We start from the raw sequence: 22,414 nt of genomic DNA on the forward strand, positions 1-22,414 counted from the left end.
CGGCCGGCCGGACGTCTTCCGGAGAGTTCCGAGTGGACCGCACCGCCCGACGCGCCCCCCGCCCCGCGGGACGCACCGTTGTATACGATCCGTCCAGTACCGCCCTCCCCCTGCACCTCAGGGCCGCCACCGTGCTGGAGGCCGGCTGGACGGGCTCCTCCACCGTGCCCTCGCGCGACCTGTATCCGCACCAGTGGTCGTGGGACTCGGCGTTCATCGCCATCGGCCTGCGCCACCTGTCGCCGTTACGGGCGCAGACGGAGCTGGAGACGCTGCTGGCGGCCCAGTGGGCGGACGGGCGGATCCCGCACATCGTCTTCAACCCCTCCGTCCCGCTCGACGCGTACTTCCCCAGCCCCGACTTCTGGCGGTCCGCCACCGCGGGACGTGCCGCGGGTGCCCCGCGCACCGTACAGACCTCCGGGATCGTGCAGCCACCGGTGCACGCGCTGGCCGCCTGGCTGGTGCACCTCGCCGACCCCGGCCTGTCCCGGGCACGCGGCTTCCTCACCCGGGCGTACCCCCGACTCGCGGCCTGGCACCGGTACTTGCTGCACCGGCGCGACCTGGGCGGAGGCGGGCTGGTATCGGTGGTGCACCCCTGGGAACAGGGTATGGACAACAGCCCCTGCTGGGACCGTCCGCTCTCCCGGGTCACTCCGGCCCCGGCCCGCTCCTTCCGCCGCGCCGACCTCGACCACGGCTCCCCCGAGGACCGGCCGACGGATCTGGACTACGGGCGGTACGTGCGGCTCGCGGCGGACTACCGGGACCGGGGCTACGCGGACGGGCCCGGGGACTTCATGGTGGAGGACCCGGCGTTCAACGCCCTGCTCATCACCTCCGAGTACGCCCTGGCCCGGATCGCGCACGAGCTGGGCGCGGCGGGCTCGGCCCGGCGGACCCGCGCCGAGCGGCTGACCGCCACCCTCGTGGAGCGGCTGTGGGACCCGGCCGCGGGGATGTTCCTGTGCCGGGACGTACGCGCCGGGGAGCTCGTCCCCGAGCGCGGTGTCACCGGGCTGGTCCCCCTGCTGCTGCCGACCCTGCCGCGTGACCTCGCGGCCACCCTGGTCCGCACCGTCTGCGGCCCGCACTTCGGCCTCGGCGGCTCGACCCGCCTGGTGCCCAGCTACGACCTGCTCGGCGAGGCCTTCGACCCGCACCGGTACTGGCGCGGCCCGGCCTGGTTCAACACCAGCTGGCTGCTGGAGCGCGGGCTGCGGCTGCAGGGCGAGCGCGGCCGGGCCGACGCCCTGCGCAAGGGCATCCTGCACACCGCCGGCGCCTCCGGCTTCGCGGAGTACGTCGACCCCTACACGTCACAGGCCTGCGGCGCCACCGGCTTCGGCTGGACCGCCGCGCTCACGCTCGACCTGCTGCACGACCGGGCCGCATGGGACAGATGCGGCGTCACGGCGACCAAGGGAGAGGACCGGCGATGACCGACCGGCATCATCTGCTCGTGCACGGCGGGACGTTCGCCGCCGTCGGCGACCGCGGCGACATCAGTGGCTACCGGGGCGGCAGCGCCCCGGACGGCATGTTCGTACGGGACGCGCGGCACCTGAGCCGCTGGCAGCTCACCGTCGACGGGGCCGTGCCCGATACGCTCACTCCGGTGACCGACGGGGACACGGCGGCCTGCGTGCTCGTCCCGCGCGGCGGCCGCGACGAGCCGCCCGCGTACACGCTCTTCCGCGAACAGGCCGTCGGCGACGCCACGTTCGTCGAGTCGCTGCGCGTCACCAGCAACCGTCCCACACCGACGGCGGTCCGGCTCGCGGTCACCGCCGACGCCGACTTCACCGACCAGTTCGAACTGCGCTCCGACCACCGCACCTACACCAAGACCGGTGCCGTCCGCTCCCGCCAGGTCCTCGGGCACGGCGTGGAGTTCACCTACCGGCGCGGCGAGTGGCGGTCCGTCACGACCGTGACGACCGACCCGCAGCCGGACGCCGTGGAGGAGACCGGCACCGGTGCCCGGCGCATGGTGTGGACCCTGGACCTCGAACCGCACGGCACCGCCGAGCTGATCCTGCGGGTCATCGCCCGTCCGCACGGCGACAAACGCGCCCTGCGCGTGCCCCGCTCCCCCGCCGCGCTCCAGCGGCAGATCCGGGCATGCGAAGACGAGTTCATGGAGGGCGTGGCCTTCCCGAGCGGCCGGCCGGAGCTGGCCGCGGCCTGCGCCCGGGGCCTCGCCGACCTCGCCGCGCTCCAGGTCCCCGCGACCGGCCCGGACGGCGAGGAACTGCGCGTCCCGGCGGCCGGCGCGCCCTGGTTCCTGACCCTGCTGGGCCGGGACGCCCTGCTGACCTCGCTGTTCGCCCTGCCCTACCGACCGCGGCTGGCCGCCGCCACACTGCCCGCACTCGCCGCGACCCAGGCGACGGGGGTCAACGCCGACGAGGTCACCCAGCCCGGCAAGATCGTGCACGAGGTGCGGCACGGCGAACTGGCGCACTTCGGCCAGGTCCCCTACGGCCGCTACTACGGCTCGGTCGACGCCACGCCGTTGTTCCTCGTGCTCCTCGGCGCGTACGTGGAGCAGACGGGCGACACCGCCCTGGCCCGCCGTCTCGAACCCCACGCCCGTGCCGCCGTCGGCTGGATGCTCGACCACGGCGGCCTGACCTCGCGCGGCTACCTGGTCTACCGCGCCGACCGGGGCGGCCTCGCCAACCAGAACTGGAAGGACTCCCCCGGCGCGATCTGCTCCGCCGACGGCACCCGCCCCCACGGCCCGGTGACCGCCGCGGGCGCCCAGGGCTACGCGTACGACGCGCTGCGCCGCACGGCGTGGCTGGCGCGCACGGTGTGGCAGGACGGGACGTACGCGGACCTACTGGAGCAGGGGGCCGGTGACCTGCGCGACCGTTTCCAGCGGGACTTCTGGATGCCGGAGCGCTCCTTCCCTGCGCTCGCCCTCGACGGCCGGGGCGAGCGGGTCGACGCCCTCGCCTCCGACGCCGGGCACCTGCTGTGGTCGGGGCTGCTGGACAAGGAGTACGGCGAACAGGTCGGCCGGCGGCTCCTCGAACCGGACTTCTTCTCGGGCTGGGGCGTGCGCACCCTGGCCGCCGGGCAGCCGGCCTACCACCCGCTCTCCTACCACCGCGGTTCGGTCTGGCCTCACGACAACGCGCTGATCGCGCTGGGCCTGGCCCGCTACGGGCTGCACGACGAGGCCCGCGCGATCGCGGGCGGTCTCGTCGACGCGGCGGCCGCGACCGGTCACCGGCTGCCGGAGGTCCTCGCGGGCTACGACCGCGACAGCCACCCCGAGCCGGTGCCGTACCCGCACGCGTGCGTCCGCGAATCCCGCTCCGCCTCGGCCCCGTTGGCGCTGCTCACGGCGGTCGGCGGCGTCTGAGTCCCGGTTGGCCGAGCGTTTGCCGGGTGTTTGCCGAGCGCTGGCCGCAGGCGCTGAACACACCCGCTGAACGCCCCGTACGGAACTGAGGCGGACCCGTCCCCCCCACACGGGTCCGCCACCTCACTGGTTTCCGTATGGGAAGGACCTCTCCGGGTGCCTGTCTTCACACGCTTCAGCCCGTCACCGGGGCCGGGTGACGGGTCTTCAGAGGCCGTACCAGAGCCACAGCGTGAGGAGCGGGAGGGGGAGGAAAAGGACCCGGGAGCCGAGGGGCCGGGCGACACGGGGCGAGCGGAGTCGGGGTCGGCACCGGCACGCGAGCGCGTGCCGGGCCCCACACGGACGTCCGAGCCGGAACCGGAACCGGAACCGGAGCTGAAGCCGGCGCCGGAACTCGACTCACCACCGACACCGGAGCCCACACTGCAGCAGGAGCCCGCACCGGCACCGGAACCCGCAGCGGCATCGCCGTCACCACCCACGCCGGAGGCGAAACCCGCGCCGACACCGGTACCCACACCCGAGCCGGAACCGGGACCAGCACCCGCATCCGCATCCGCATCCGCATCCGCCGCGACATCGGAACCCGCGCCGGAACCCGCGCCGGACCCCGCATCGACACCGACACCGGAACCCAGCCCCGAGGCGAGGGCCGCGCCGACACCGGTACCCACACCCGAGCCGGAACCGGGACCAACACCGGACCCCACACCCGAGCAGGACCCGGGACCGGCACCGGAGCCCGCACTGGAACAGGAACCCGCACCGGCACCGGAACCCGCAGCGGCATCGTCGCAGCAGCCCACGCCGGAGGCGAAGCGCGCGCCGGAGGCGGGGCAGGTGTCGGCGGTCGGGAGCCCGGCCGGCGGCGCCCTGCCCGTCCCACCCGAGCCTGTCACCACCGAGTCCGTCGCAGACCCTGTCACCACCGAGTCCGTCGCAGACGAGCCCGCCGCAGCGGCTCCCCGGGCCACTCGGAGATCCCGCCTCGCTCGCCTCACCGGACTCACCTACCTCCGCACCCGCCACCCCCGAACCTCCCGCGCCCTGTCCTGGTGCGCCACCGCCCTCGCGGCCGTGCTCGTTCTCGGGGCCCTGCTGCTGCCCAACACCCTCCCGGGTGTCGAGCCGCGCAGCTTCACCCGTATCCCCGCGGAGGCGGTGCTCGGGGCCGTCGTCGTGCTGGGGCTGCCGCGTCGGCCGCGGCTGGTCGCGGCCGTGCTGTACGGGCTCGGCCTCACCGCGCTGACCGCGGTGAACCTGCTCGACATGGGGTTCAACGAGTACCTGGGCCGTGGCTTCAACGCCGCGCTCGACTGGGATCTGCTGCCCGACGCGCAGGCGTACGTCGAGGACACGCTGGGCAGCGGCGTGGCGACCGCCGCCGCCGTCGGCGCGGTCGTCCTCGTCCTGCTGCTGGCGGTCGTCATGGTGCTGGCGACGGTCCGGCTCAGCGAACTGCTGGTCCGCCACCGGCCCCGGGCGGCCCGGGGCGCGCTGATCGCGGGCATCGTGTGGATCACCTGCTCGGCGTTGGGCCTGACGCTCTTCGGCGGGCCGATCGCCTCCGAGCGCGCGGCCGGTGCCCTCCGGGTGCACGCGCAGCGGACGGTGGAGTCCCTGCGGGACGAGGCGGCGTTCGCGCAGGAGGCGAAGGCGGACAGCTTCGGCAACACCCCGCCCGACCAGCTGCTGCCCGACCTGCGCGGCAAGGACATGATCTTCACGTTCATCGAGAGCTACGGCCGCAGCGCCATCGAGGACCCGATCATGGCCCCCGGTGTCGACCGGACCCTGGACACCAGCACGAAGGCCCTGGCGAAGGCCGGCTTCGCCGCCCGGAGCGGCTGGCTGACCTCGGCCACCTACGGCGGCAGCAGCTGGCTCGGCCACTCCACGACCATGTCCGGTCTGTGGATCGACAACCAGCGCCGCTACCGCACGGTCAGCGCCGGCGACCACCTCACCCTCACCAAGGCGTTCCAGAAGTCCGGCGCCTGGGACACGGTCGGCGTCATGCCGGGCGTGCAGAAGGGCTGGCCGGAGGAGAAGTGGTACGGCCTCGACAAGCTCTACGACGCGTACGACCTGGGGTACAAGGGCCCGAAGTTCAGCTGGTCGACCATGCCCGACCAGTACGCGCTGGAGGCGTTCCAGCGTCAGGTGCACGGCAGGAAGCGCGACAAGCCGCTGATGTCGTTCGTCATCCTGACCTCCAGCCACCAGCCCTGGGCGCCCATCCCGAAGACGGTCGGCTGGGACGAACTGGGCGACGGCTCCGTCTTCGACGCGATCCAGAAGGCGGGCAACAAGGCGTCGGACATCATCACCGACACCACCAGGTCCCGCGAGGAGTACGGCAAGGCCATCCAGTACTCGGTCACCAGCCTCACCCAGTGGCTGGAGCGCTACGGCACCGACGACACCGTCCTGGTCTTCCTCGGCGACCACCAGCCCATCGCCCGGGTCAGCGGCGAGCGCGCCAGCCGGGACGTGCCGGTGTCGGTCGTCGCGAAGGACCCGAAGGTCCTGGACAAGGTCGCCGACTGGAACTGGACGGAGGGCCTGAAGCCGGACCGTGACGCGCCCGTCTGGAAGATGAGCTCCTTCCGCGACCGCTTCCTGAAGGCGTTCGGCTCCACCCCGCACCCCTCGGGCTGATCAGCCGCCGGAGGTGTCCAGTTCCGCGTCCTCGCCGACGCCCGCGCAGTCGTAGGGGTCCTTCAGCCAGCCGTCCGGCAGCACCACCCGGTTGTTGCCGGACGTACGGCCCCGGGGCCCGTCGGCGCCGGTGGGCCAGGGCTGGTCGAGGTCGAGTTCGTCCAGGCCGGCCCGCAGTTGCTCCAGCGAGGAGGTGATCGCGAGACGCCCCCGCATCTCGGAGCCGACCGCGAAGCCCTTGAGGTACCAGGCGACGTGCTTGCGGAAGTCGACGACGCCCTTGGACTCGTCGCCGATCCACTCGCCGAGCAGTGTGGCGTGCCGGACCATGACGTCGGCGACCTCGCGGAGCGTGGGCCGGGCGACGTCGTCGTGCCGTCCCTCGAAGGCGGCGACGAGGTCCGAGAACAGCCAGGGACGCCCGAGGCACCCGCGCCCGACCACGACCCCGTCGCAGCCGGTCTCGCGCACCATCCGCAGCGCGTCCTCGGCCGACCAGATGTCGCCGTTGCCGAGCACGGGGATCTCCGGCACGTGCTCCTTCAGCCGGGCGATGGCGTCCCAGTCGGCGGTGCCGCCGTAGTGCTGGGCGGCGGTACGGCCGTGCAGTGCGATGGCGGTGACGCCCTCCTCGACGGCGATCCGGCCGGCGTCGAGGTAGGTGATGTGGTCGTCGTCGATGCCCTTGCGCATCTTCATCGTCACGGGCAGGTCGCCGGCGCCGCTGACGGCCTCGCGCAGGATGGCCCGCAGCAGGTGCCGCTTGTAGGGGAGCGCGGACCCGCCGCCCTTGCGCGTGACCTTCGGCACCGGGCAGCCGAAGTTCAGGTCGATGTGGTCGGCGAGGTCCTCCTCCGCGATCATGCGGACGGCCTTGCCGACGGTCGCCGGGTCCACGCCGTAGAGCTGGACGGACCGGGGGCGCTCACTCGCGTCGAAGTGAATGAGCTGCATCGTCTTCTCGTTGCGTTCCACCAGCGCCCGGGTGGTGATCATCTCGCTGACGAACAGGCCCTTGCCACCGCTGAACTCCCGGCACAGGGTGCGGAAGGGCGCGTTGGTGATCCCGGCCATGGGGGCCAGGACGACGGGCGGCTGGACGGTGTGCGGGCCGATGCGCAGGGGCGTGGTGGGCGTGGACATTCCTCCATTGTGCCGTGCAACGAGAAGGCACAATTCATTAGTTAGCCGCACTATCGAAATCGGCGTACGATGGAGCGCATGCCCGAGCTCAGCCACCGCCGCCGCATGCTCGTCCTCGCGATCTGCTGTATGAGCCTGCTCATCGTCAGCCTCGACAACACGGTCCTGAACGTGGCCCTGCCGTCCATGCAGCAGGACCTGCACGCGAGTACGTCGGGCCTGCAGTGGACGATCGACGCGTACACCCTGGTCCTGGCCTCGCTGCTGATGCTCGCGGGCTCCACGGCCGACCGGATCGGCCGCAAGCGCGTGTTCATGGCGGGCCTGGTCGTCTTCACCCTCGGCTCGGTGCTCTGCTCCCTCGCGCCGAACCTGGAGGCGCTGATCGCCTTCCGGATGGTGCAGGCGGTGGGCGGCTCCATGCTCAACCCGGTCGCCATGTCGATCATCACCAACACCTTCACCGACCCCCGCGAGCGCGCCCGGGCGATCGGCGTGTGGGGCGCGGTCGTCGGCATATCGATGGCCGCCGGCCCGCTGGTCGGCGGCCTGCTGGTGGAGTCGGTCGGCTGGCGCTCGATCTTCTGGATCAACCTCCCCGTGGGTCTCGCCGCCCTCCTGCTCACCCTGCGCTTCGTCCCGGAGTCCCGGGCCGGCCGGGCCCGCCGCCCCGACCCCGTCGGCCAGCTCCTGGTGATCGCCCTGTTCGGCTCCCTGACCTACGCGATCATCGAGGCGCCGACCACACCGTTCGCCTCGACCGCCCCGCTCGTCGTGGTGGCCCTGGCCGCGCTCACGGGCCTGCTCCTGTACGAGCCGCGCCGTGCGGAGCCGCTGATCGACCTGCGGTTCTTCCGCTCGGCACCGTTCAGCGGCGCCACCGTCATCGCGATCAGCGCGTTCGCCGCACTCGGCGGCTTCCTCTTCCTGTCCACGCTGTACCTCCAGAACGTGCGCGGTCTGACCGCCCTGGAGGCGGGCCTGTGGATGCTGCCCATGGCGGCCCCCACGTTCCTGTGCGCCCCGCTCTCCGGCCGTCTGGTGGGGACGCGCGGTCCACGCCTGCCGCTGCTGATCGCGGGCGGCGCGATGACGGCCAGCGGTCTCCTCTTCGCCGCGTTCGACGCCGAGACCTCGGACCTCACCCTCGTCGCCGGCTACGTCCTGTTCGGTATCGGCTTCGGCTTCGTCAACGCCCCCATCACCAACACGGCGGTCTCCGGCATGCCCCGCGCCCAGGCGGGCGTCGCCGCGGCCGTCGCCTCGACGAGCCGCCAGCTGGGCCAGACGCTCGGCGTGGCGGTGGTGGGCGCGGTGCTCGCCGCGGGAGTGGGCGCGTCCTCGTACCGGGAGATGTTCGTCCAGGCCGCGCGACCGGGCTGGTGGATCCTGACGGTCTGCGGTGCCGCGGTGCTGACGCTGGGCGCCCTGACCAGCGGACGCTGGGCCCGCCGGACCGCCGAGCGGGCGGCCGAGAAGCTGGAGTCCGCCAAGGCCCGGGAGGCCGCCGACGTCAGGGCTTGAGACCTGCTGCCCCTCGGTCCGCTCGATGATGAGAGAAGCGGCCTAGTCCTCCGGCACGGCACGGCCCTCGCCCGCCATGAACCGCCAGACGAGGGCGTGGCCCAGGACGACCAGGGCGATCAGCATCACGGCCTCGGCCTGGATGGGGCGCAGCCCGACGTGGCCGGCGAGTTCGGGGAACGCGCCCACGACCGCGATCACGGCGTAGATCAGGGCGGCACCGGCCTGCTGCCAGACGACGAAGCCGTCGCCGCGGGTGCGGGCCAGCAGCCGCAGGGTGCACGCGCAGCCGATCAAGGCCAGGAAGACGAAGGCCGCCCGCCAGATCCGCGGCTGTTCGGCGCCGCCGACCTGACCGAACAGGCCCATCACGGCGGGTAGCAGGAAGGACAGGTATACACCGCCGACGACGCGGCGCTGGGCGGGGTCGCGCATCCACTCGTCGTGGCTTTGGACGACGTTCCACCACAGGCCGACCAGGGTGAAGCAGGTCGCGGAGAAGAGGGCGTAGAAGGTGGCGATATCCATGGACGACGAGGGTCGCACCGCTCGCCTCCCCACCGTGTGCCCCACGCCCTGCACCCGCTGGAACGGACTAGCCAGGGCCCTTCTTCCGGATCTAACCGTGCCGCGCCGAGGCGATCACCTGGAGCTCCTTCAGACGCTCCCTCGACTCCGCGTCCGCCGGTACGTACGTCACGATCCTCGGCCCCACGCCCGGCGTCAGCCACAGGTCGGTGTGATCGACGGTGATGCGGCCGACGTGCGGGTTGAGGAACTCCTTGCGCTTGGTGCGGTGGGCGACGACCTCGTGACGGTCCCAGGCGGCGCGGAACTGGGGGGACTCCGTGCGCAGCCGCTTGAGCAGCATCTTCCAGGCGGGCTCGGTGAGATGACCGGCCATGGCCGCGCGGAAGCGGGCGGCCATCAGGCGCTGCGTCTCCTCCAGGTGCACGATCGACGACTGCCATCCCGGGTGCGTGTAGGACAGCACCATGCAGTTGCGGTCCTCGGGCGGCACCGTGTCCAGGTCGCACAGCAGCAGTCCGTAGGTGCGGTTGTAGGCGAGGATGTCGTAGCGGCTGTTCTGCAGGCACGCCGGGAACGGCTCGACCTGTTCCAGCACCGCCCGCATGGCGGGCGTGACCGACGGGCAGGTGGTCGCCGGCGTCGGGTCCGCGGCCCCCGCCAGCTGGAAGAGGTGGGCGCGCTCACCGGGGTCGAGCAGCAGCGCGCGGGCGAGCGCGTCGAGGACCTGGACGGAGACCTGGATGTCCCGGGCCTGCTCCAGCCACGTGTACCAGGTGACGCCCACGGCGGAGAGCTGGGCGACCTCCTCGCGGCGCAGGCCCGGTGTACGGCGTCGGCGCCCCCGGGGCAGGCCGACCTGCTCGGGGGCGATCCGCTCACGGCGACTGCGCAGGAAGGCCGCCAGTTCGTGCCGCCGGACGTCCGTGTCACTGAGCGCCCCGGGCGCGCGTACCGGTGTCTCCTGAGCCATGGTCACCATGCCCTCCAGCCTGCCGCCGCCCGGACCCTGTTTCCAGGTAGTGCTTCTACCAGGATAAGAACACTCTGGTACCAGCCTGGGATGGGTCGCAGGCTCGTGACCGTGACCACGGAATCCCTCACCCCCCGCTCTGTCCGCTCACCGGCCGCCCCGGCGCCGGTGCTGGGCGGCCTCGGCCTGTTCACGGTGCTGCTGGCCGCCGCGCTGCCCCTCGTCGACTTCTTCATCGTCAATGTCGCCCTGCCCACCATCGGCACCGACCTCGCCGCGAGCGAGTCGGTCCTCGAACTGGTCGTGGCCGGTTACGGCGTGGCGTACGCCGTCCTGCTCGTCCTCGGCGGGCGGCTCGGTGACCTGTTCGGCCGGCGGCGGCTGTTCCTCGTCGGCATGGCCGCCTTCGGGCTGACCTCGCTGGCGTGCGGACTGGCGCCCGGCGCCTGGTCGCTGGTCGCGGCCCGGGTCGCGCAGGGCGCGTCGGCCGCCGCGATGCTGCCGCAGGTGCTCGCCACCATCCAGGCCACCACGTCCGGCCCGCGGCGGGCGAAGGCCATGGGCCTGTACGGCGCGACCGCCGGGCTGTCCATGGTGGCCGGGCAGATCCTCGGCGGGGTCCTGGTCGCGGCCGACATCGCCGGTACGGGCTGGCGTTCGGTGTTCCTCGTCAATGTGCCGGTGGTCCTCGCCGGGCTGGTGCTGGCCGTCCGCGCGGTCCCCGAGACCCGCTCCCCGCGCCCGGAGCCGGTGGACGTCCCCGGCACGGTCCTCCTCGCGGCCTCGCTCCTCACGCTGCTCGTCCCGCTCACCGAGGGCCGGGCGGCGGGCTGGCCGCTGTGGACGTGGCTGTCGCTGGTGGCGTTCCCGTTCGTGGCGGCGGCGTTCTACGCGGTGGAGCGCCGGGCCGACCGCGAGGGCCGTACGCCGCTGGTCCCGCCGAGCCTGTTCGCGCTCACCTCCCTGCGCCGCGGACTGCTGCTGATCCTGCCCTTCTCCATCGGCTTCAGCGGTTTCATGTTCGTGATCGCGGTGGCGTTGCAGCAGGGCGCCGGGCTCGATCCGGTCGCCGCGGGCCTGGCGCTCGCGCCCCTGGCGGTGGTGTTCTTCGTCTTCTCCCTGCTGGGCCCGCGCCTGGTCGCCCGGTACGGGACCCGCGTGGTGACGGCGGGCGCCGCGCTCCAGGGGCTGGGCCTGGCCCTGATGGCACTCGCCGCCTGGCGCTTCTGGCCGCATCTCGGCTTCGTCGAACTGCTGCCCGGAGCGGCGGTCGCGGGCGCGGGCCAGGCGCTGCAACTCCCGGTCGTCTACCGGGTGATCCTCTCCGAGGTGCCGCCCGCCCGCGCCGGGGTGGGCAGCGGTGTGATGATCACCACCCAGCAGTCGGCGCTGGCCCTCGGTGTGGCCACCCTGGGCACGCTGTTCCTGTCCCTGGTCCCGGGGATGGGCATGCGGGACGCCCTGGTCACGACGCTGCTGGTGCAGCTCGGCGGGGTCGTGCTGACCGGGCTGCTGAGCCTCAGGCTGCCGCGCACGGTCGTCTGAGGTCCCTCACAGCCTGATAACTCGCTGCCCCGGCCGCACTGTTGATGTTGGTCTTGCTGCACACTCCTTGCTGCGAAACGGACCGGAACCGCCGGATTCCCGGACGCGGGAGGCGTCATGACGCAGAACGACACGAGCAAGGTCAGCCGCTGGGACCAGCACGGCCGGGAGCACGTGGTGCGGGTACGGCGCACGGGCGTGCAGCGCACGATCAGATGCGACACCTGCGGCTGGCGCAGAGGAGCCCAGTTCCTGCCGTGGCTCAAGGCGGAGGAGCATCTGGCGCAGGCCCATCAGGCGACTGTGGATCCGACGGCGGCGTGAAGCCCGGGGCGGGGGGCCTCTTGCGGTGAAACGGCTTCTTGCGGTGACGGCTCACTGCGCCGCCACCGTCACCGTCGCCCTACGAGTGCAAGCCCCGCACCACCAGCTCCACCACCGCCTCGAACTCCCCCTCCACCCCGGGTCGCTCCCACTCCCTGGAGTAGCAGGGGTCATGGAAGCGTCCGGTCGCGTGGAAGACCGCGCGGGCCGAGGCCTCCGGGTCTGCGGTGTCGAAGCTGCCGGCGTCCACGCCGGACCGAATGATGCGGGCCAGCTGGGCGGTCAGGTCGGTGATGTGTTCGCCGACCGCCGTGCCGGCCTCGCCCGTGAGCACCATGTACGTGGCGAACAGCTCCGGATCGTCGCCCGCCTTGCGGCGCTTGGCGGCGAACAGCGCGCTGAGCCAGTCCCTCAGCCGGGCCTCCGGGTCGCCCTCAGCGGCGGCTATTCCGGACAGTTCCCCGGACGTGCGGTCCAGCCAGCGCTTGGTGACCGCTTCGCGCAGCGCCGCCTTGGTGCGGAAGTGCCGGTAGACGCTGCCGTGACTGACGCCGAGCGCGCGGGCCACGTCGACCACGGTGGCCTTGGCCGGGCCGTGGCGGCGCAGCACCTCCTCGGTGGCCTCGAGGATGCGCTCGGCGGTCAGGGTCTCGGTGGTCGGTGCCATGCCCTGACCGTACCGGTGCCGCGGTTCAGCTCTCGAGGTGCGCCATCTGTGCCGCCGGGTAGCGGTCACCGGCGGCGGCACCGGCGGGCACGGCCTGCTCGATCGCGGCGAGGTCGGCCGCGTCCAGGGTCACGTCGAGCGCGCCCAGCGCCTCGGTGAGCCGGTCACGGCGGCGGGCTCCGACCAGCGGCACGATGTCCTCACCGCGCGACAGCACCCACGCGATCGCGATCTGGGCGACGCTGACGCCCTTCTGCTCGGCGATCTTCCGCAGCGCCTCGACGAGGCCGAGGTTGTGCTGGAGGTTGTCGCCCTGGAAGCGCGGCGACCTGGCCCGGAAGTCGCCCGGGCCGAGCTGCCGGTCCGCGGTGAAGTGGCCGGAGATCAGGCCCCGGGAGAGCACCCCGTACGCCGTGATCCCGATGCCCAGCTCACGCGTGGCCGGGAGGACCGCGTCCTCGATGCCGCGCGAGATGAGGGAGTACTCGATCTGGAGGTCCGCGATCGGTGCCGTGGCGGCGGCCCGGCGGATGGTCCCGGCGCCGACCTCGCTCAGGCCGATGTGCCGCACGTAGCCCTTCTCGACGAGTTCCGCGATCGCGCCGACCGTCTCCTCGATCGGCACGTCCGGGTCGAGACGGGCGATGCGGTAGACGTCGATGTGGTCGACGCCGAGCCGCTGAAGGGAGTAGGCGGCGAAGTTCTTCACGGCGGCGGGCCGGCCGTCGTACCCCAGCCAGCTGCCGTCCGGGCCGCGCAGGGCGCCGAACTTCACGCTGACCAGGGCCTGTTCCCGCCGGGCGGCGGGGGCCGCGCGCAGGGCCTCGCCGATCAGCAGTTCGTTGTGGCCCATGCCGTAGAAGTCGCCGGTGTCCAGCAGGGTGACGCCCGCTTCGAGCGCCGCGTGGATGGTCGCGATGGACTCGGCCCGGTCCGCCTCGCCGTACAGCGCGGACATGCCCATGCAGCCGAGGCCGAGGGCGGAGACCTGGGGGCCGGTCGTTCCGAGGGAGCGGGTTCGCATCGTCATGCCGACCACCTTGCCATCACAGCTGACAGATTTCAATATCTGTCATCTGTCACTTGTCAGCCCTTGCCGTCCCCGGCTACCGCGCCGTGAACGCCAGCTTCGCCCCGAGTGCCACGAACGACCCCGCGAAACCCCGCCGCAGCCAGGCCATCACCCGCGGCCGGCCCACGACATGACGGCGCACCGACGCGGCCAGCACCCCGTACGCGGCGAAGACGACGAAGGTCGCCAGCATGAACACCCCGCCCAGCCCCACCATGCGCACCACCGCGTGCGGCTCCCCGGGATTCACGAACTGCGGCAGGAACGCGAAGAAGAAGATCGTCAGCTTCGGGTTGAGGATGTTGATCAGCACCCCGCGCACGATCACCTGCCGCGCCGGCACAGGCCCGGACGACGCCCGCTCCTCCACCACGAGGGCCTCCTTGTCCCGCACCGTCGCCCACGCCATGTAGAGGAGGTAGGCGACCCCGGCGTACTTCAGCACCTGGAACGCGGTGGCACTGGCGTGCAGCAGCGCGGCGACCCCGGTGACCGTGGCGAGCAGATGCGGCACGATCCCGAGCGTGCACCCGACGGCGGCGACGACGCTCGCGCGCCGCCCCCGGGACAGTGCGGCGGCGAGGGTGTAGACGACGCCGGTGCCCGGCGTGGCGACGACGACCAGCGTGGTCAGCAGAAACGCGATGCTCATGCGCTCACCTTGGCGCGGCGCGCTCCCGGGAAACAGGTCCAATCGGCCGCGGCGCTGGAGGACCACTCGCCTCCCGCCGCCCCGTGAACGCAACGGTGCCGGGCCCCTCCGAAGAGGAACCCGGCACCGCGGTGCATCCGGGAACGATCAGCAGCCGACCAGGCGGGCCGCCAGGTAGCCCTCGATCTGGTCGAGGGAGATGCGCTCCTGCTTCATGGTGTCCCGCTCACGGACGGTGACCGCGTTGTCCTCCAGCGTGTCGAAGTCGACGGTCACGCAGAACGGCGTACCGATCTCGTCCTGACGGCGGTAGCGGCGGCCGATGGCGCCGGCGTCGTCGAACTCGATGTTCCAGTTCTGGCGCAGGGCCTGGGCGAGACCCTTGGCCTTCGGCGACAGCTCGGGGTTGCGGGAGAGCGGGAGCACCGCGACCTTCACCGGGGCCAGGCGGTGGTCCAGGCGCAGGACCGTGCGCTTCTCCATCTTGCCCTTGGCGTTGGGTGCCTCGTCCTCGACGTACGCGTCGAGCAGGAAGGCGAGCAGCGACCGGCCGACACCGGCCGCGGGCTCGATGACGTACGGAGTCCAGCGCTCACCGGCCTCCTGGTCGAAGTAGCTGAGGTCCTGGCCAGAGGCCTTGGAGTGCGCGCCGAGGTCGTAGTCGGTGCGGTTGGCGACGCCCTCCAGCTCACCCCACTCACTGCCGCCGAACTGGAAGCGGTACTCGATGTCGGCGGTGCGCTTGGAGTAGTGGGAGAGCTTCTCCTTCGGGTGCTCGTACCACCGCATGTTCTCCTCACGCAGGCCCAGGCCGGTGTACCAGTTCCAGCGCTGCTCCATCCAGTACTCCTGCCACTTCTCGTCCTCGCCCGGCTTGACGAAGAACTCCATCTCCATCTGCTCGAACTCGCGGGTGCGGAAGATGAAGTTGCCGGGCGTGATCTCGTTGCGGAAGGACTTGCCCATCTGGGCGATGCCGAACGGCGGCTTGCGCCGCGAGGTGGTCTGCACCTGGGAGAAGTTGGTGAAGATGCCCTGCGCGGTCTCGGGCCGCAGGTAGGCGATGGAGCCGGAGTCCTGCGTCGGGCCGAGGTGGGTCGACAGCAGGCCGGAGAACTGCTTGGGCTCGGTGAAGGTGCCCTTGTTGCCGCAGTTGGGGCAGTTGAGGTCCGCGAGCCCGTTCTCCGGGGCGTGCCCCTTCTTCTCCTCGTAGGCCTCCTCCAGGTGGTCCGCGCGGAACCGCTTGTGGCAGGAGGTGCACTCGGTGAGGGGGTCCGTGAAGGTGGCGACGTGGCCGGAGGCGACCCAGACCTCGGGGGCCAGGATCACGGACGAGTCGATGCCCACGACGTCCTCGCGCGACGTCACCATGTAGCGCCACCACTGGCGCTTGAGGTTCTCCTTGAGCTCGACACCCAGGGGGCCGTAGTCCCAAGCGGCGCGCTGACCGCCGTAGATCTCACTACAGGGGAATACGAAGCCACGGCGCTTGCTCAGGCTGACGATGGTGTCGATCTTGTCGGCGGCCACGGTGCTCTCTTCATTACGACGACGGGCGACGGAGCGAGTTGCTTCCAGCGAATGCTTCAGGTTACCGGCGGGGGCGCCCCCTCAATCAAATCGCTCCCCCTCCGGCGATCTCAAGGCCCTGCTCAGAGCCTTTGTTGACAACGGTTTCCATATTAGTTGAAAATGAGTGTCATGAACGTACGACGACTCATACCGGCCGCCGCGGCCACCGCTCTCGGCCTCGGCGCTCTGACCGCCTGCTCCAGCGACAGCGCGGCGACGGGCAACACGGACAAGTTCGACGTCGTCGCCTCGTTCTACCCCATGGCGTTCCTCGCCCAGCAGATCGGCGGCGACCACGCGAACGTCACCAGCCTGACCGAGCCCGGCCAGGAGCCGCACGACCTGGAGCTCAGCACCAAGCAGCGCGCGCAGCTGGAGGAGGCCGACGCGGCGCTCTTCCTCAAAGGCCTCCAGCCCGCCGTCGACGAGGCCGTCTCGCAGACCGGCATCAAGACGAAGATCGACGCGGCCACGCTGACCCACCTGGAGGACCACGGCACCGGCGGTCACAGCCACGAGGGCGAGGAAGGCCACTTTGAGGAGGAACACGGCCGCGACCCGCACGTCTGGCTCGACCCGGTGAAGTACGCCGAGATCGCCCAGGGCGTCGGCAAGGCCTTCGAGAAGGCCGACCCGGACCACGCGGCCGACTACAAGAAGAACACCGAGGCCCTGGTCACAAAGCTGAACGGGCTGAACAGCGACTTCGAGAACGGCCTGAAGGACACGAAGACCAAGGTCTTCTTCACCAACCACGCCGCCTTCGGCTACCTCGCCGAGCGCTACGGCCTCACCCAGGAGGCCATCTCCGGCGTCGACCCCGAGAGCGAGCCCAGTGCCGCCCGGGTCCGCGAGCTCCAGCAGGAGGCCAAGGCCGACGGCGTCACCACGGTCTTCTACGAGACACTGGTCTCCGGCAAGACCGCGAAGACCCTCGCCCGGGACGCGAACCTGAAGACGGACGTCCTCGACCCGCTCGAGGGCATCACCGACCAGTCCCGCGGCGACGACTACTTCCAGGTCATGGAAGCCAACCTCAAGGCCCTGCAGACGGCCATGGGAGCCAAGTGATCGACTCAACGGAGGACGGCATGACCGAGTCCGTCATATCCCTGCGCGGCGTCCGCGCGGACCTGGGCTCGCGCCCCGTCCTGCGCGGAATCGACCTCACCGTGCGGCGCGGCGAGGTCGTCGCCCTGCTCGGTGCGAACGGCTCCGGCAAGTCGACGGCCGTGCGCAGCATCATCGGCCAGGTGCAGACCGGCGCGGGCGAGATCCGGCTGTTCGGCACGGACCGCGGGCGGTTCCGCGACTGGCACCGCGTGGGCTACGTCCCGCAGCGCACCACGGCCGCGGGCGGGGTGCCCGCCACGGTGACCGAGGTGGTCGCCTCCGGCCGCCTGTCGCGGGCCCGCTTCGGCGTGCTGCGCAAGGCGGACCACGCGGCCGTACGGCGGGCCCTGGAGCTCGTCGGCATGGCGGACCGGGCCAAGGACTCGGTCGACGCGCTCTCCGGCGGCCAGCACCAGCGGGTGCTGATCGCCCGTGCCCTCGCCTGCGAACCCGAGCTGCTGATCATGGACGAGCCCATGGCGGGCGTCGACCTGGCCAGCCAGGAGGTGCTCGCGCACACACTGCGGGAACAGGTCGCCCAGGGCACCACCGTGCTGCTGGTGCTGCACGAGCTGGGCCCGCTCGAGCCCCTCATCGACCGGGCGGTCGTGCTCCGCGACGGCTGCGTCCTGCACGACGGGCCGCCCCCGAAGGCCGTCGGGCAGCACGCCCTGCCCGGCCACGACCACGTACACCCGCACGCGCCGGCGGGCGCCGAACCGATCCGCACGGGACTGCTGAGCTGATGGACATCCTCGACTACGCCTTCATGCAGCGGGCGCTGCTCGCCGCCGTCCTGGTCGGCATCACGGCCCCCGCGGTGGGCATCTACCTGGTCCAGCGCCGCCAGGCCCTGATGGGCGACGGCATCGGCCACGTCGCGATGACCGGTGTGGGCCTCGGCTTCCTGCTGACCTGGTCCCCGGTGTGGATGGCGACCCTCGTCTCGGTCCTCGGCGCGGTCCTCATGGAGCTGATCCGCTGGTACGGCAGGACCCGCGGCGACCTCGCCCTCGCGATGCTGTTCTACGGCGGTATGGCGGGTGGTGTGATGTTCATCAACCTCGCGCCGACGGGCTCCAACGCCAGCTTGACGTCGTACCTGTTCGGCTCCCTGTCGACGGTGTCCGAGTCGGACGTCACGGCGATCTGCGTGCTGGCCGCCTTCGTCGTGCTGGTCACCCTCGGCCTGCGCCGGCAGCTGTTCGCGGTCAGCCAGGACGAGGAGTTCGCGCGGGTGACGGGCCTTCCGGTGCGCGCCCTGAACCTGCTGACGGCCGTCACCGCGGCCGTCACGGTGACGGTGGCGATGCGCGTGGTCGGCCTGTTGCTGGTCAGCGCGCTGATGGTGGTGCCGGTGGCGGCCGCCCAGCAGATCGGCCGCAGTTTCGCGGCCACTTTCGCGATCGCCGTCGCCATCGGCGTGAGCGTGACGATCGGCGGCACCGTCACCTCGTACTACCAGGACGTGCCGCCCGGCGCGACCATCGTGCTGCTGACGATCGGCGCGTTCATCGTGCTGACGGCGCTCGCCACGCCGCTCGCCCGGCGCCGCGCCCGTGCCCGGACCGCCGCTGACGCCGCCGGCGACCCGGCCGAGTGCGCGATTCCGGGCACCCGGGAGGCAGCCGACGAAGTCGGCGTCTGACCGCCCCCACCCCGGGCTGGCACAATGGCCCGGGCAAGGCAGACGTGAGGAGGCAACGGTGACGACCGCTGGACCGTCCGTGAAGGGCCGCGCCACCAAGCAGCGGGCCGCTGTTGCGGCGGCCCTGCAGGAGGTCGACGAGTTCCGCAGCGCGCAGGAACTGCACGACATGCTCAAGCACAAGGGCGACTCGGTCGGGCTCACCACGGTCTACCGCACCCTCCAGTCCCTCGCCGACGCCGGCGAGGTCGACGTCCTGCGCACCGCCGACGGCGAGTCCGTCTACCGCCGCTGCTCCACCGACGACCATCACCACCACCTCGTGTGCCGCGGCTGCGGCAAGGCCGTCGAGGTCGAGGGCCCGGCCGTGGAGAAGTGGGCGGAGTCCATCGCCGCCGAGCACGGCTATGTGAACGTGGCCCACACGGTGGAGATCTTCGGCACCTGCGCGGACTGCGCGGCGGCGGCGAAGTAGGCCCGCGGGCGGCTAACGGCCTTCCGGGCGCCGCCCCGCCCTCTCCGCTCGCAGCCGTGGCGACCGCGGCGAGGAGCGGTACCGCCGCCGCGGTCAGCCCCTTGCGGGCGCTTGGGTACGTCGTCGATGAGTTCGGACACGCAGCACGGTGGAGGCCCGCACCCCCATCGCCAGTGCGACGAGGGCGACGATCGCGTGGTCGTCCCCTGGCGGCGACGGCCTGTGTGCCGTGCTCCGCCAGGGTGAGGGCGCCGGCGGACACCGGCAGCGCGGCCTCGCAGACCAGCCCGGCCGGGAAACCCCCGGCCTACTGCTGCTGCTTGCCCTCCATGGCCAGCAGCTCCTCGTTCGGGATCGCGCCGCCGAAGCGCCGGTCCCGCGAGGCGAACTCCAGGCACGCCCGCCACAGGTCACGCCGGTCGAAGTCGGGCCACAGCACGTCCTGGAAGACCATCTCGGCGTACGCGCTCTGCCAGATCAGGTAGTTGGAGGTGCGCTGCTCGCCGCTGGGACGCAGGAACAGGTCGACGTCCGGCATGTCCGGGTAGTACATGTACTTCGCGAAGGTCTTCTCGTTGACCTTCGACGGGTCGAGCTTGCCGCTCCTCACGTCCTGGGCGAGCGCCTGCGCGGCGTCGGCGATCTCAGCGCGCCCCCCGTAGTTCATGCAGAAGTACAGGGTCAGCCGGTCATTGCCCTTGGTCTGCTCCTGGGCGATCTGGAGCTCCTTGGCCACGGACCGCCACAGCTTGGGCATACGGCCCACCCAGCGGACCCGGATGCCCAGCTCGTCGAGCTGGTCACGGGTCTTGCGGATGAAGTCCCGGTTGAAGTTCATCAGGAAGCGCACCTCGTCCGGCGACCGCTTCCAGTTCTCGGTGGAGAAGGCGTACAGGGAGATCGCGCCCACGCCCATCTCGATGGCGCCCTGGAGCACGTCGAGCACCCGCTCGGCGCCGACCTTGTGGCCCTCGGTGCGCGGCAGCCCCCGGTCCTTCGCCCAGCGCCCGTTGCCGTCCATGACGATCGCCACATGCTTGGGTACGAGCTCTCCGAGCTTCGGGGGCCGCGCGCCGGACGGGTGCGGCTCCGGCGTCCTGTACTCCCGGCGCTGCCGCCCCAGGATCCCGCGTACGGCCATGTGTCTCTCGCTCCTCGTGCTCGCTTGCTTACTTCTGTACGGGCTTGCTTCTGTACGGGCCTACTTCTCGACGTAGCGCAGGGAGCGCAGCCCGCGCTCCATGTGCCAGTGCAGATACGCGGACACCAGCCCGCTGCCCTCCCGGACGTACCGCGCCTCGCACGCGTCCGCGGTCTCCCAGTCTCCCGTGAGCAGGGCGCCGAGGAGTTCCAGGGCCTGGGGCGAGGGTACGACGCTGCCGGGCACCCGGCAGTCCACGCAGACGGAACCGCCCGACGCGACCGAGAAGAACCGGTTGGGGCCGGGCATACCGCACTTCGCGCAGTCGGTGAAGCTCGGGGCGTACCCGTTGACCGCGAGGGAGCGCAGCAGGAACGCGTCGAGGACGAGGTGCGGCGCGTGCTCGCCCCGGGCGAGGGTGCGCAGGCCGCCGACGAGCAGCAGATACTGCTGCACCGCCGGCTCGCCCTCGTGATCGGTGAACCGCTCGGCGGTCTCCAGCATGACGGTCCCGGCCGTGTACCGGGCGTAGTCGCTCACGATGCCGCCGCCGTACGGCGCGATGGTCTCACTCTGCGTGCACAGCGGCAGCCCGCGTCCGACGAGTTCGCTGCCCTTCGCGAAGAACTGGACGTCGACGTGGGAGAAGGGTTCGAGGCGCGCACCGAACTTCGACTTCGTCCGGCGCACGCCCCGGGCCACCGCCCGTACCCGGCCATGACCCCGTGTGAGCAGCGTGATGATCCGGTCCGCCTCACCCAGCTTCTGGGTGCGCAGCACGATGCCGTCGTCGCGGAACAGACTCATGGCGTCATTCTCGCAGGGTCCCCGGCCCCGAGGGCACCGCGTCTCGCGGGCACCGCGTCAAGGGAGATCGCCCCTGCTGCGTGCGTTGGCGTACGCCGTCGCCGCGCGCAGCCGCTCGGCCGGGGTGGCGTGCCGTACGGCACCGGGATCGACGTCCCACTCCTTGCCGCCCCCGTACGGCCGCAACTGCACATAGGGCCCCTCATGCCCCATGACGATGCCGATGCGGTCACTGCGGGTGTCGACGACGTGCGCGCCGATCGGGGGCTTCACCGCGCCACCGCCGCGAGCCGCCGGGCCGTCGCCGCCCCCGGTGACGGCGGCCTGTTTCCGGCCTCGGCGAGTTCCGCCCGCAGTTCCTTCACCGCATCCTCCGCTTCTTCGGCGCAGCGCCGAGTGTCGTGCCTCCACCGTGCTCCCCTCCCCGCAGGGATTTCACTCTTCGCATCCTCACGGTGACGCTCCGCGTCTACACTCGGGAAGGGTCTGTGCCGTACAACTGCGGCGCGGCACAAAGGGGTTCGGCAAAACACGCACGTCGGCGGCATTTTCGGGCGGTTGTGCAGGAAGTCGGTTGACGATGAGCGGCGCGGCCGCTGACATAATCCGGCCGTGGACACGCGTACCGAGGCGGACGGCATACGGACGGGCCCCGTGCGGTGGGTCATGCGCCCGGCCGAGCCGCGGGACGTCGAGCCGATCGCGGAGCTGCGGGCCATGGTCATGCGCCCGGACCTGGAGCGTCTGGGCCGTTTCGACGAGCACCGCGTGAGGCAGCGGCTGCGGGACGCCTTCCTCCCGCGGCACACATCGATCATCGAGGCCGACGGCGTCTTCGCGGGCAGCGTGGCCCTGTGTCCCTCCGAAGAGGACCGGGGCCACCGGCTGGAGCACTTCTACCTCGCCCCCGCCGTGCAGGGCCGAGGCCTGGGTTCGGCCGTCCTGCGCGCCGTGCTGGCCAGGACGGACGAAGCCGGCGAACCGGTCCGGCTGAACGTTCTCCAGGGCAGCCGGGCCCGCCGCCTCTACGAACGCCACGGCTTCGAGGTCGAATCCCAGGACCCGATCGACGTCTTCATGCTGAGGCTCCCGGGCGGGGACGGCCGCTTCGGCGAGTGAGCCCGTAGGGGGTAAACCCCCTGCCGGATCCGGGCGTTACCCGGATTCGGAGTGTGCCCGAGAGCCGC

21 protein-coding genes are annotated in these 22,414 nt (G+C 71.7%); 11 read left to right on the forward strand and 10 right to left on the reverse strand.

The window, feature by feature from the left end; genetic code table 11:
* Positions 1–32: 32 nt before the first annotated feature.
* The 3 genes from SSQG_RS12345 to SSQG_RS12355 all read left to right on the forward strand — a co-directional run bounded on the left by SSQG_RS12345 (position 33) and on the right by SSQG_RS12355 (position 6,043).
* Entirely contained in the window at positions 33–1,445 is a 1,413-nt protein-coding gene (locus SSQG_RS12345) for an MGH1-like glycoside hydrolase domain-containing protein (RefSeq protein ID WP_052310268.1), read from the forward strand.
* Complete coding sequence (locus tag SSQG_RS12350) at positions 1,442–3,379, forward strand: glycogen debranching N-terminal domain-containing protein (protein WP_039932498.1); 1,938 nt, start codon at positions 1,442–1,444, stop codon at positions 3,377–3,379. Before SSQG_RS12345 ends, SSQG_RS12350 begins: the two co-directional genes overlap by 4 nt.
* Before the next feature lie 843 nt (positions 3,380–4,222).
* Positions 4,223–6,043, forward strand: a complete 1,821-nt coding sequence (locus tag SSQG_RS12355; RefSeq protein ID WP_244299107.1) for a sulfatase-like hydrolase/transferase — start codon at positions 4,223–4,225, stop codon at positions 6,041–6,043.
* Here SSQG_RS12355 and dusB read toward each other — a convergent pair whose 3' ends face one another.
* Complete coding sequence (gene dusB, locus SSQG_RS12360) at positions 6,044–7,186, reverse strand: tRNA dihydrouridine synthase DusB (RefSeq protein WP_039932499.1); 1,143 nt, start codon at positions 7,184–7,186, stop codon at positions 6,044–6,046.
* 78 nt (positions 7,187–7,264) lie between these two features.
* On the opposite strand from dusB, the gene SSQG_RS12365 reads away from it, so the two are divergent.
* Positions 7,265–8,710: an MFS transporter gene (locus SSQG_RS12365; protein ID WP_003990094.1), complete on the forward strand. Its 1,446-nt coding sequence runs from the start codon at positions 7,265–7,267 to the stop codon at positions 8,708–8,710.
* A gap of 42 nt (positions 8,711–8,752) precedes the next feature.
* On the opposite strand, the gene SSQG_RS12370 is transcribed toward SSQG_RS12365, so the two are convergent.
* A complete protein-coding gene (locus SSQG_RS12370; protein WP_003990096.1) occupies positions 8,753–9,238 on the reverse strand; it encodes a hypothetical protein in 486 nt (161 codons plus the stop codon).
* A 91-nt stretch (positions 9,239–9,329) separates the two neighbouring features.
* Positions 9,330–10,220 carry a helix-turn-helix domain-containing protein gene (locus tag SSQG_RS12375; protein ID WP_039932500.1) on the reverse strand — a complete coding sequence of 297 codons (891 nt, stop codon included), beginning with the start codon at positions 10,218–10,220 and terminating at the stop codon, positions 9,330–9,332.
* Between the two features lie 81 nt (positions 10,221–10,301).
* Here SSQG_RS12375 and SSQG_RS12380 point away from each other — a divergent pair, with 81 nt between their 5' ends.
* Both SSQG_RS12380 and SSQG_RS12385 read left to right on the forward strand, forming a co-directional pair.
* The gene (locus SSQG_RS12380; RefSeq protein ID WP_086025085.1) at positions 10,302–11,756 is read left to right on the forward strand and encodes an MFS transporter; all 1,455 of its coding nucleotides are present in this window, start codon (positions 10,302–10,304) and stop codon (positions 11,754–11,756) included.
* Positions 11,757–11,873: 117 nt separating this feature from the next.
* Positions 11,874–12,080 (forward strand): hypothetical protein, encoded by a 207-nt coding sequence (locus tag SSQG_RS12385; protein ID WP_003990099.1) that lies wholly within the window; start codon positions 11,874–11,876, stop codon positions 12,078–12,080.
* 79 nt (positions 12,081–12,159) lie between these two features.
* Here the strand turns inward: SSQG_RS12385 and SSQG_RS12390 are convergent, their stop codons facing one another.
* The 4 genes from SSQG_RS12390 to SSQG_RS12405 all read right to left on the reverse strand — a co-directional run bounded on the left by SSQG_RS12390 (position 12,160) and on the right by SSQG_RS12405 (position 16,001).
* Complete coding sequence (locus SSQG_RS12390) at positions 12,160–12,747, reverse strand: TetR family transcriptional regulator (protein WP_003990100.1); 588 nt, start codon at positions 12,745–12,747, stop codon at positions 12,160–12,162.
* A gap of 25 nt (positions 12,748–12,772) precedes the next feature.
* Positions 12,773–13,777 (reverse strand): aldo/keto reductase, encoded by a 1,005-nt coding sequence (locus SSQG_RS12395; protein WP_039932501.1) that lies wholly within the window; start codon positions 13,775–13,777, stop codon positions 12,773–12,775.
* A 76-nt stretch (positions 13,778–13,853) separates the two neighbouring features.
* Complete coding sequence (locus SSQG_RS12400; RefSeq protein WP_003990102.1) at positions 13,854–14,471, reverse strand: LysE family translocator; 618 nt, start codon at positions 14,469–14,471, stop codon at positions 13,854–13,856.
* A 147-nt stretch (positions 14,472–14,618) separates the two neighbouring features.
* Positions 14,619–16,001, reverse strand: coding sequence for a glycine--tRNA ligase (locus tag SSQG_RS12405; RefSeq protein WP_003990103.1), 1,383 nt, complete (start codon positions 15,999–16,001; stop codon positions 14,619–14,621).
* 171 nt (positions 16,002–16,172) lie between these two features.
* Here SSQG_RS12405 and SSQG_RS12410 point away from each other — a divergent pair, with 171 nt between their 5' ends.
* The 4 genes from SSQG_RS12410 to SSQG_RS12425 are packed head-to-tail and all read left to right on the forward strand — an operon-like array spanning position 16,173 to position 19,279.
* The gene (locus SSQG_RS12410; RefSeq protein ID WP_039932502.1) at positions 16,173–17,114 is read left to right on the forward strand and encodes a metal ABC transporter substrate-binding protein; all 942 of its coding nucleotides are present in this window, start codon (positions 16,173–16,175) and stop codon (positions 17,112–17,114) included.
* A gap of 20 nt (positions 17,115–17,134) precedes the next feature.
* A complete protein-coding gene (locus SSQG_RS12415; RefSeq protein WP_039932503.1) occupies positions 17,135–17,902 on the forward strand; it encodes a metal ABC transporter ATP-binding protein in 768 nt (255 codons plus the stop codon).
* Positions 17,902–18,804, forward strand: coding sequence for a metal ABC transporter permease (locus SSQG_RS12420; protein WP_003990106.1), 903 nt, complete (start codon positions 17,902–17,904; stop codon positions 18,802–18,804). The genes SSQG_RS12415 and SSQG_RS12420 overlap by 1 nt, the downstream gene beginning before the upstream one ends.
* Before the next feature lie 58 nt (positions 18,805–18,862).
* Complete coding sequence (locus SSQG_RS12425) at positions 18,863–19,279, forward strand: Fur family transcriptional regulator (RefSeq protein ID WP_003990107.1); 417 nt, start codon at positions 18,863–18,865, stop codon at positions 19,277–19,279.
* 307 nt (positions 19,280–19,586) lie between these two features.
* Here SSQG_RS12425 and SSQG_RS12430 read toward each other — a convergent pair whose 3' ends face one another.
* The 3 genes from SSQG_RS12430 to SSQG_RS12440 are packed head-to-tail and all read right to left on the reverse strand — an operon-like array spanning position 19,587 to position 21,500.
* The gene (locus tag SSQG_RS12430) at positions 19,587–20,420 is read right to left on the reverse strand and encodes an isoprenyl transferase (protein WP_003990108.1); all 834 of its coding nucleotides are present in this window, start codon (positions 20,418–20,420) and stop codon (positions 19,587–19,589) included.
* A 60-nt stretch (positions 20,421–20,480) separates the two neighbouring features.
* On the reverse strand, positions 20,481–21,227 hold the full coding sequence (gene recO, locus SSQG_RS12435; RefSeq protein ID WP_003990109.1) for a DNA repair protein RecO: 747 nt from the start codon (positions 21,225–21,227) through the stop codon (positions 20,481–20,483).
* Positions 21,228–21,284: 57 nt separating this feature from the next.
* Positions 21,285–21,500: a hypothetical protein gene (locus SSQG_RS12440; RefSeq protein WP_003990110.1), complete on the reverse strand. Its 216-nt coding sequence runs from the start codon at positions 21,498–21,500 to the stop codon at positions 21,285–21,287.
* Positions 21,501–21,893: 393 nt separating this feature from the next.
* On the opposite strand from SSQG_RS12440, the gene SSQG_RS12445 reads away from it, so the two are divergent.
* Positions 21,894–22,346 (forward strand): GNAT family N-acetyltransferase, encoded by a 453-nt coding sequence (locus SSQG_RS12445; protein WP_003990111.1) that lies wholly within the window; start codon positions 21,894–21,896, stop codon positions 22,344–22,346.
* Positions 22,347–22,414: the final 68 nt, after the last annotated feature.

It is taken from the genome of Streptomyces viridochromogenes DSM 40736 (assembly GCF_000158955.1).
GTDB lineage: Bacteria > Actinomycetota > Actinomycetes > Streptomycetales > Streptomycetaceae > Streptomyces > Streptomyces venetus.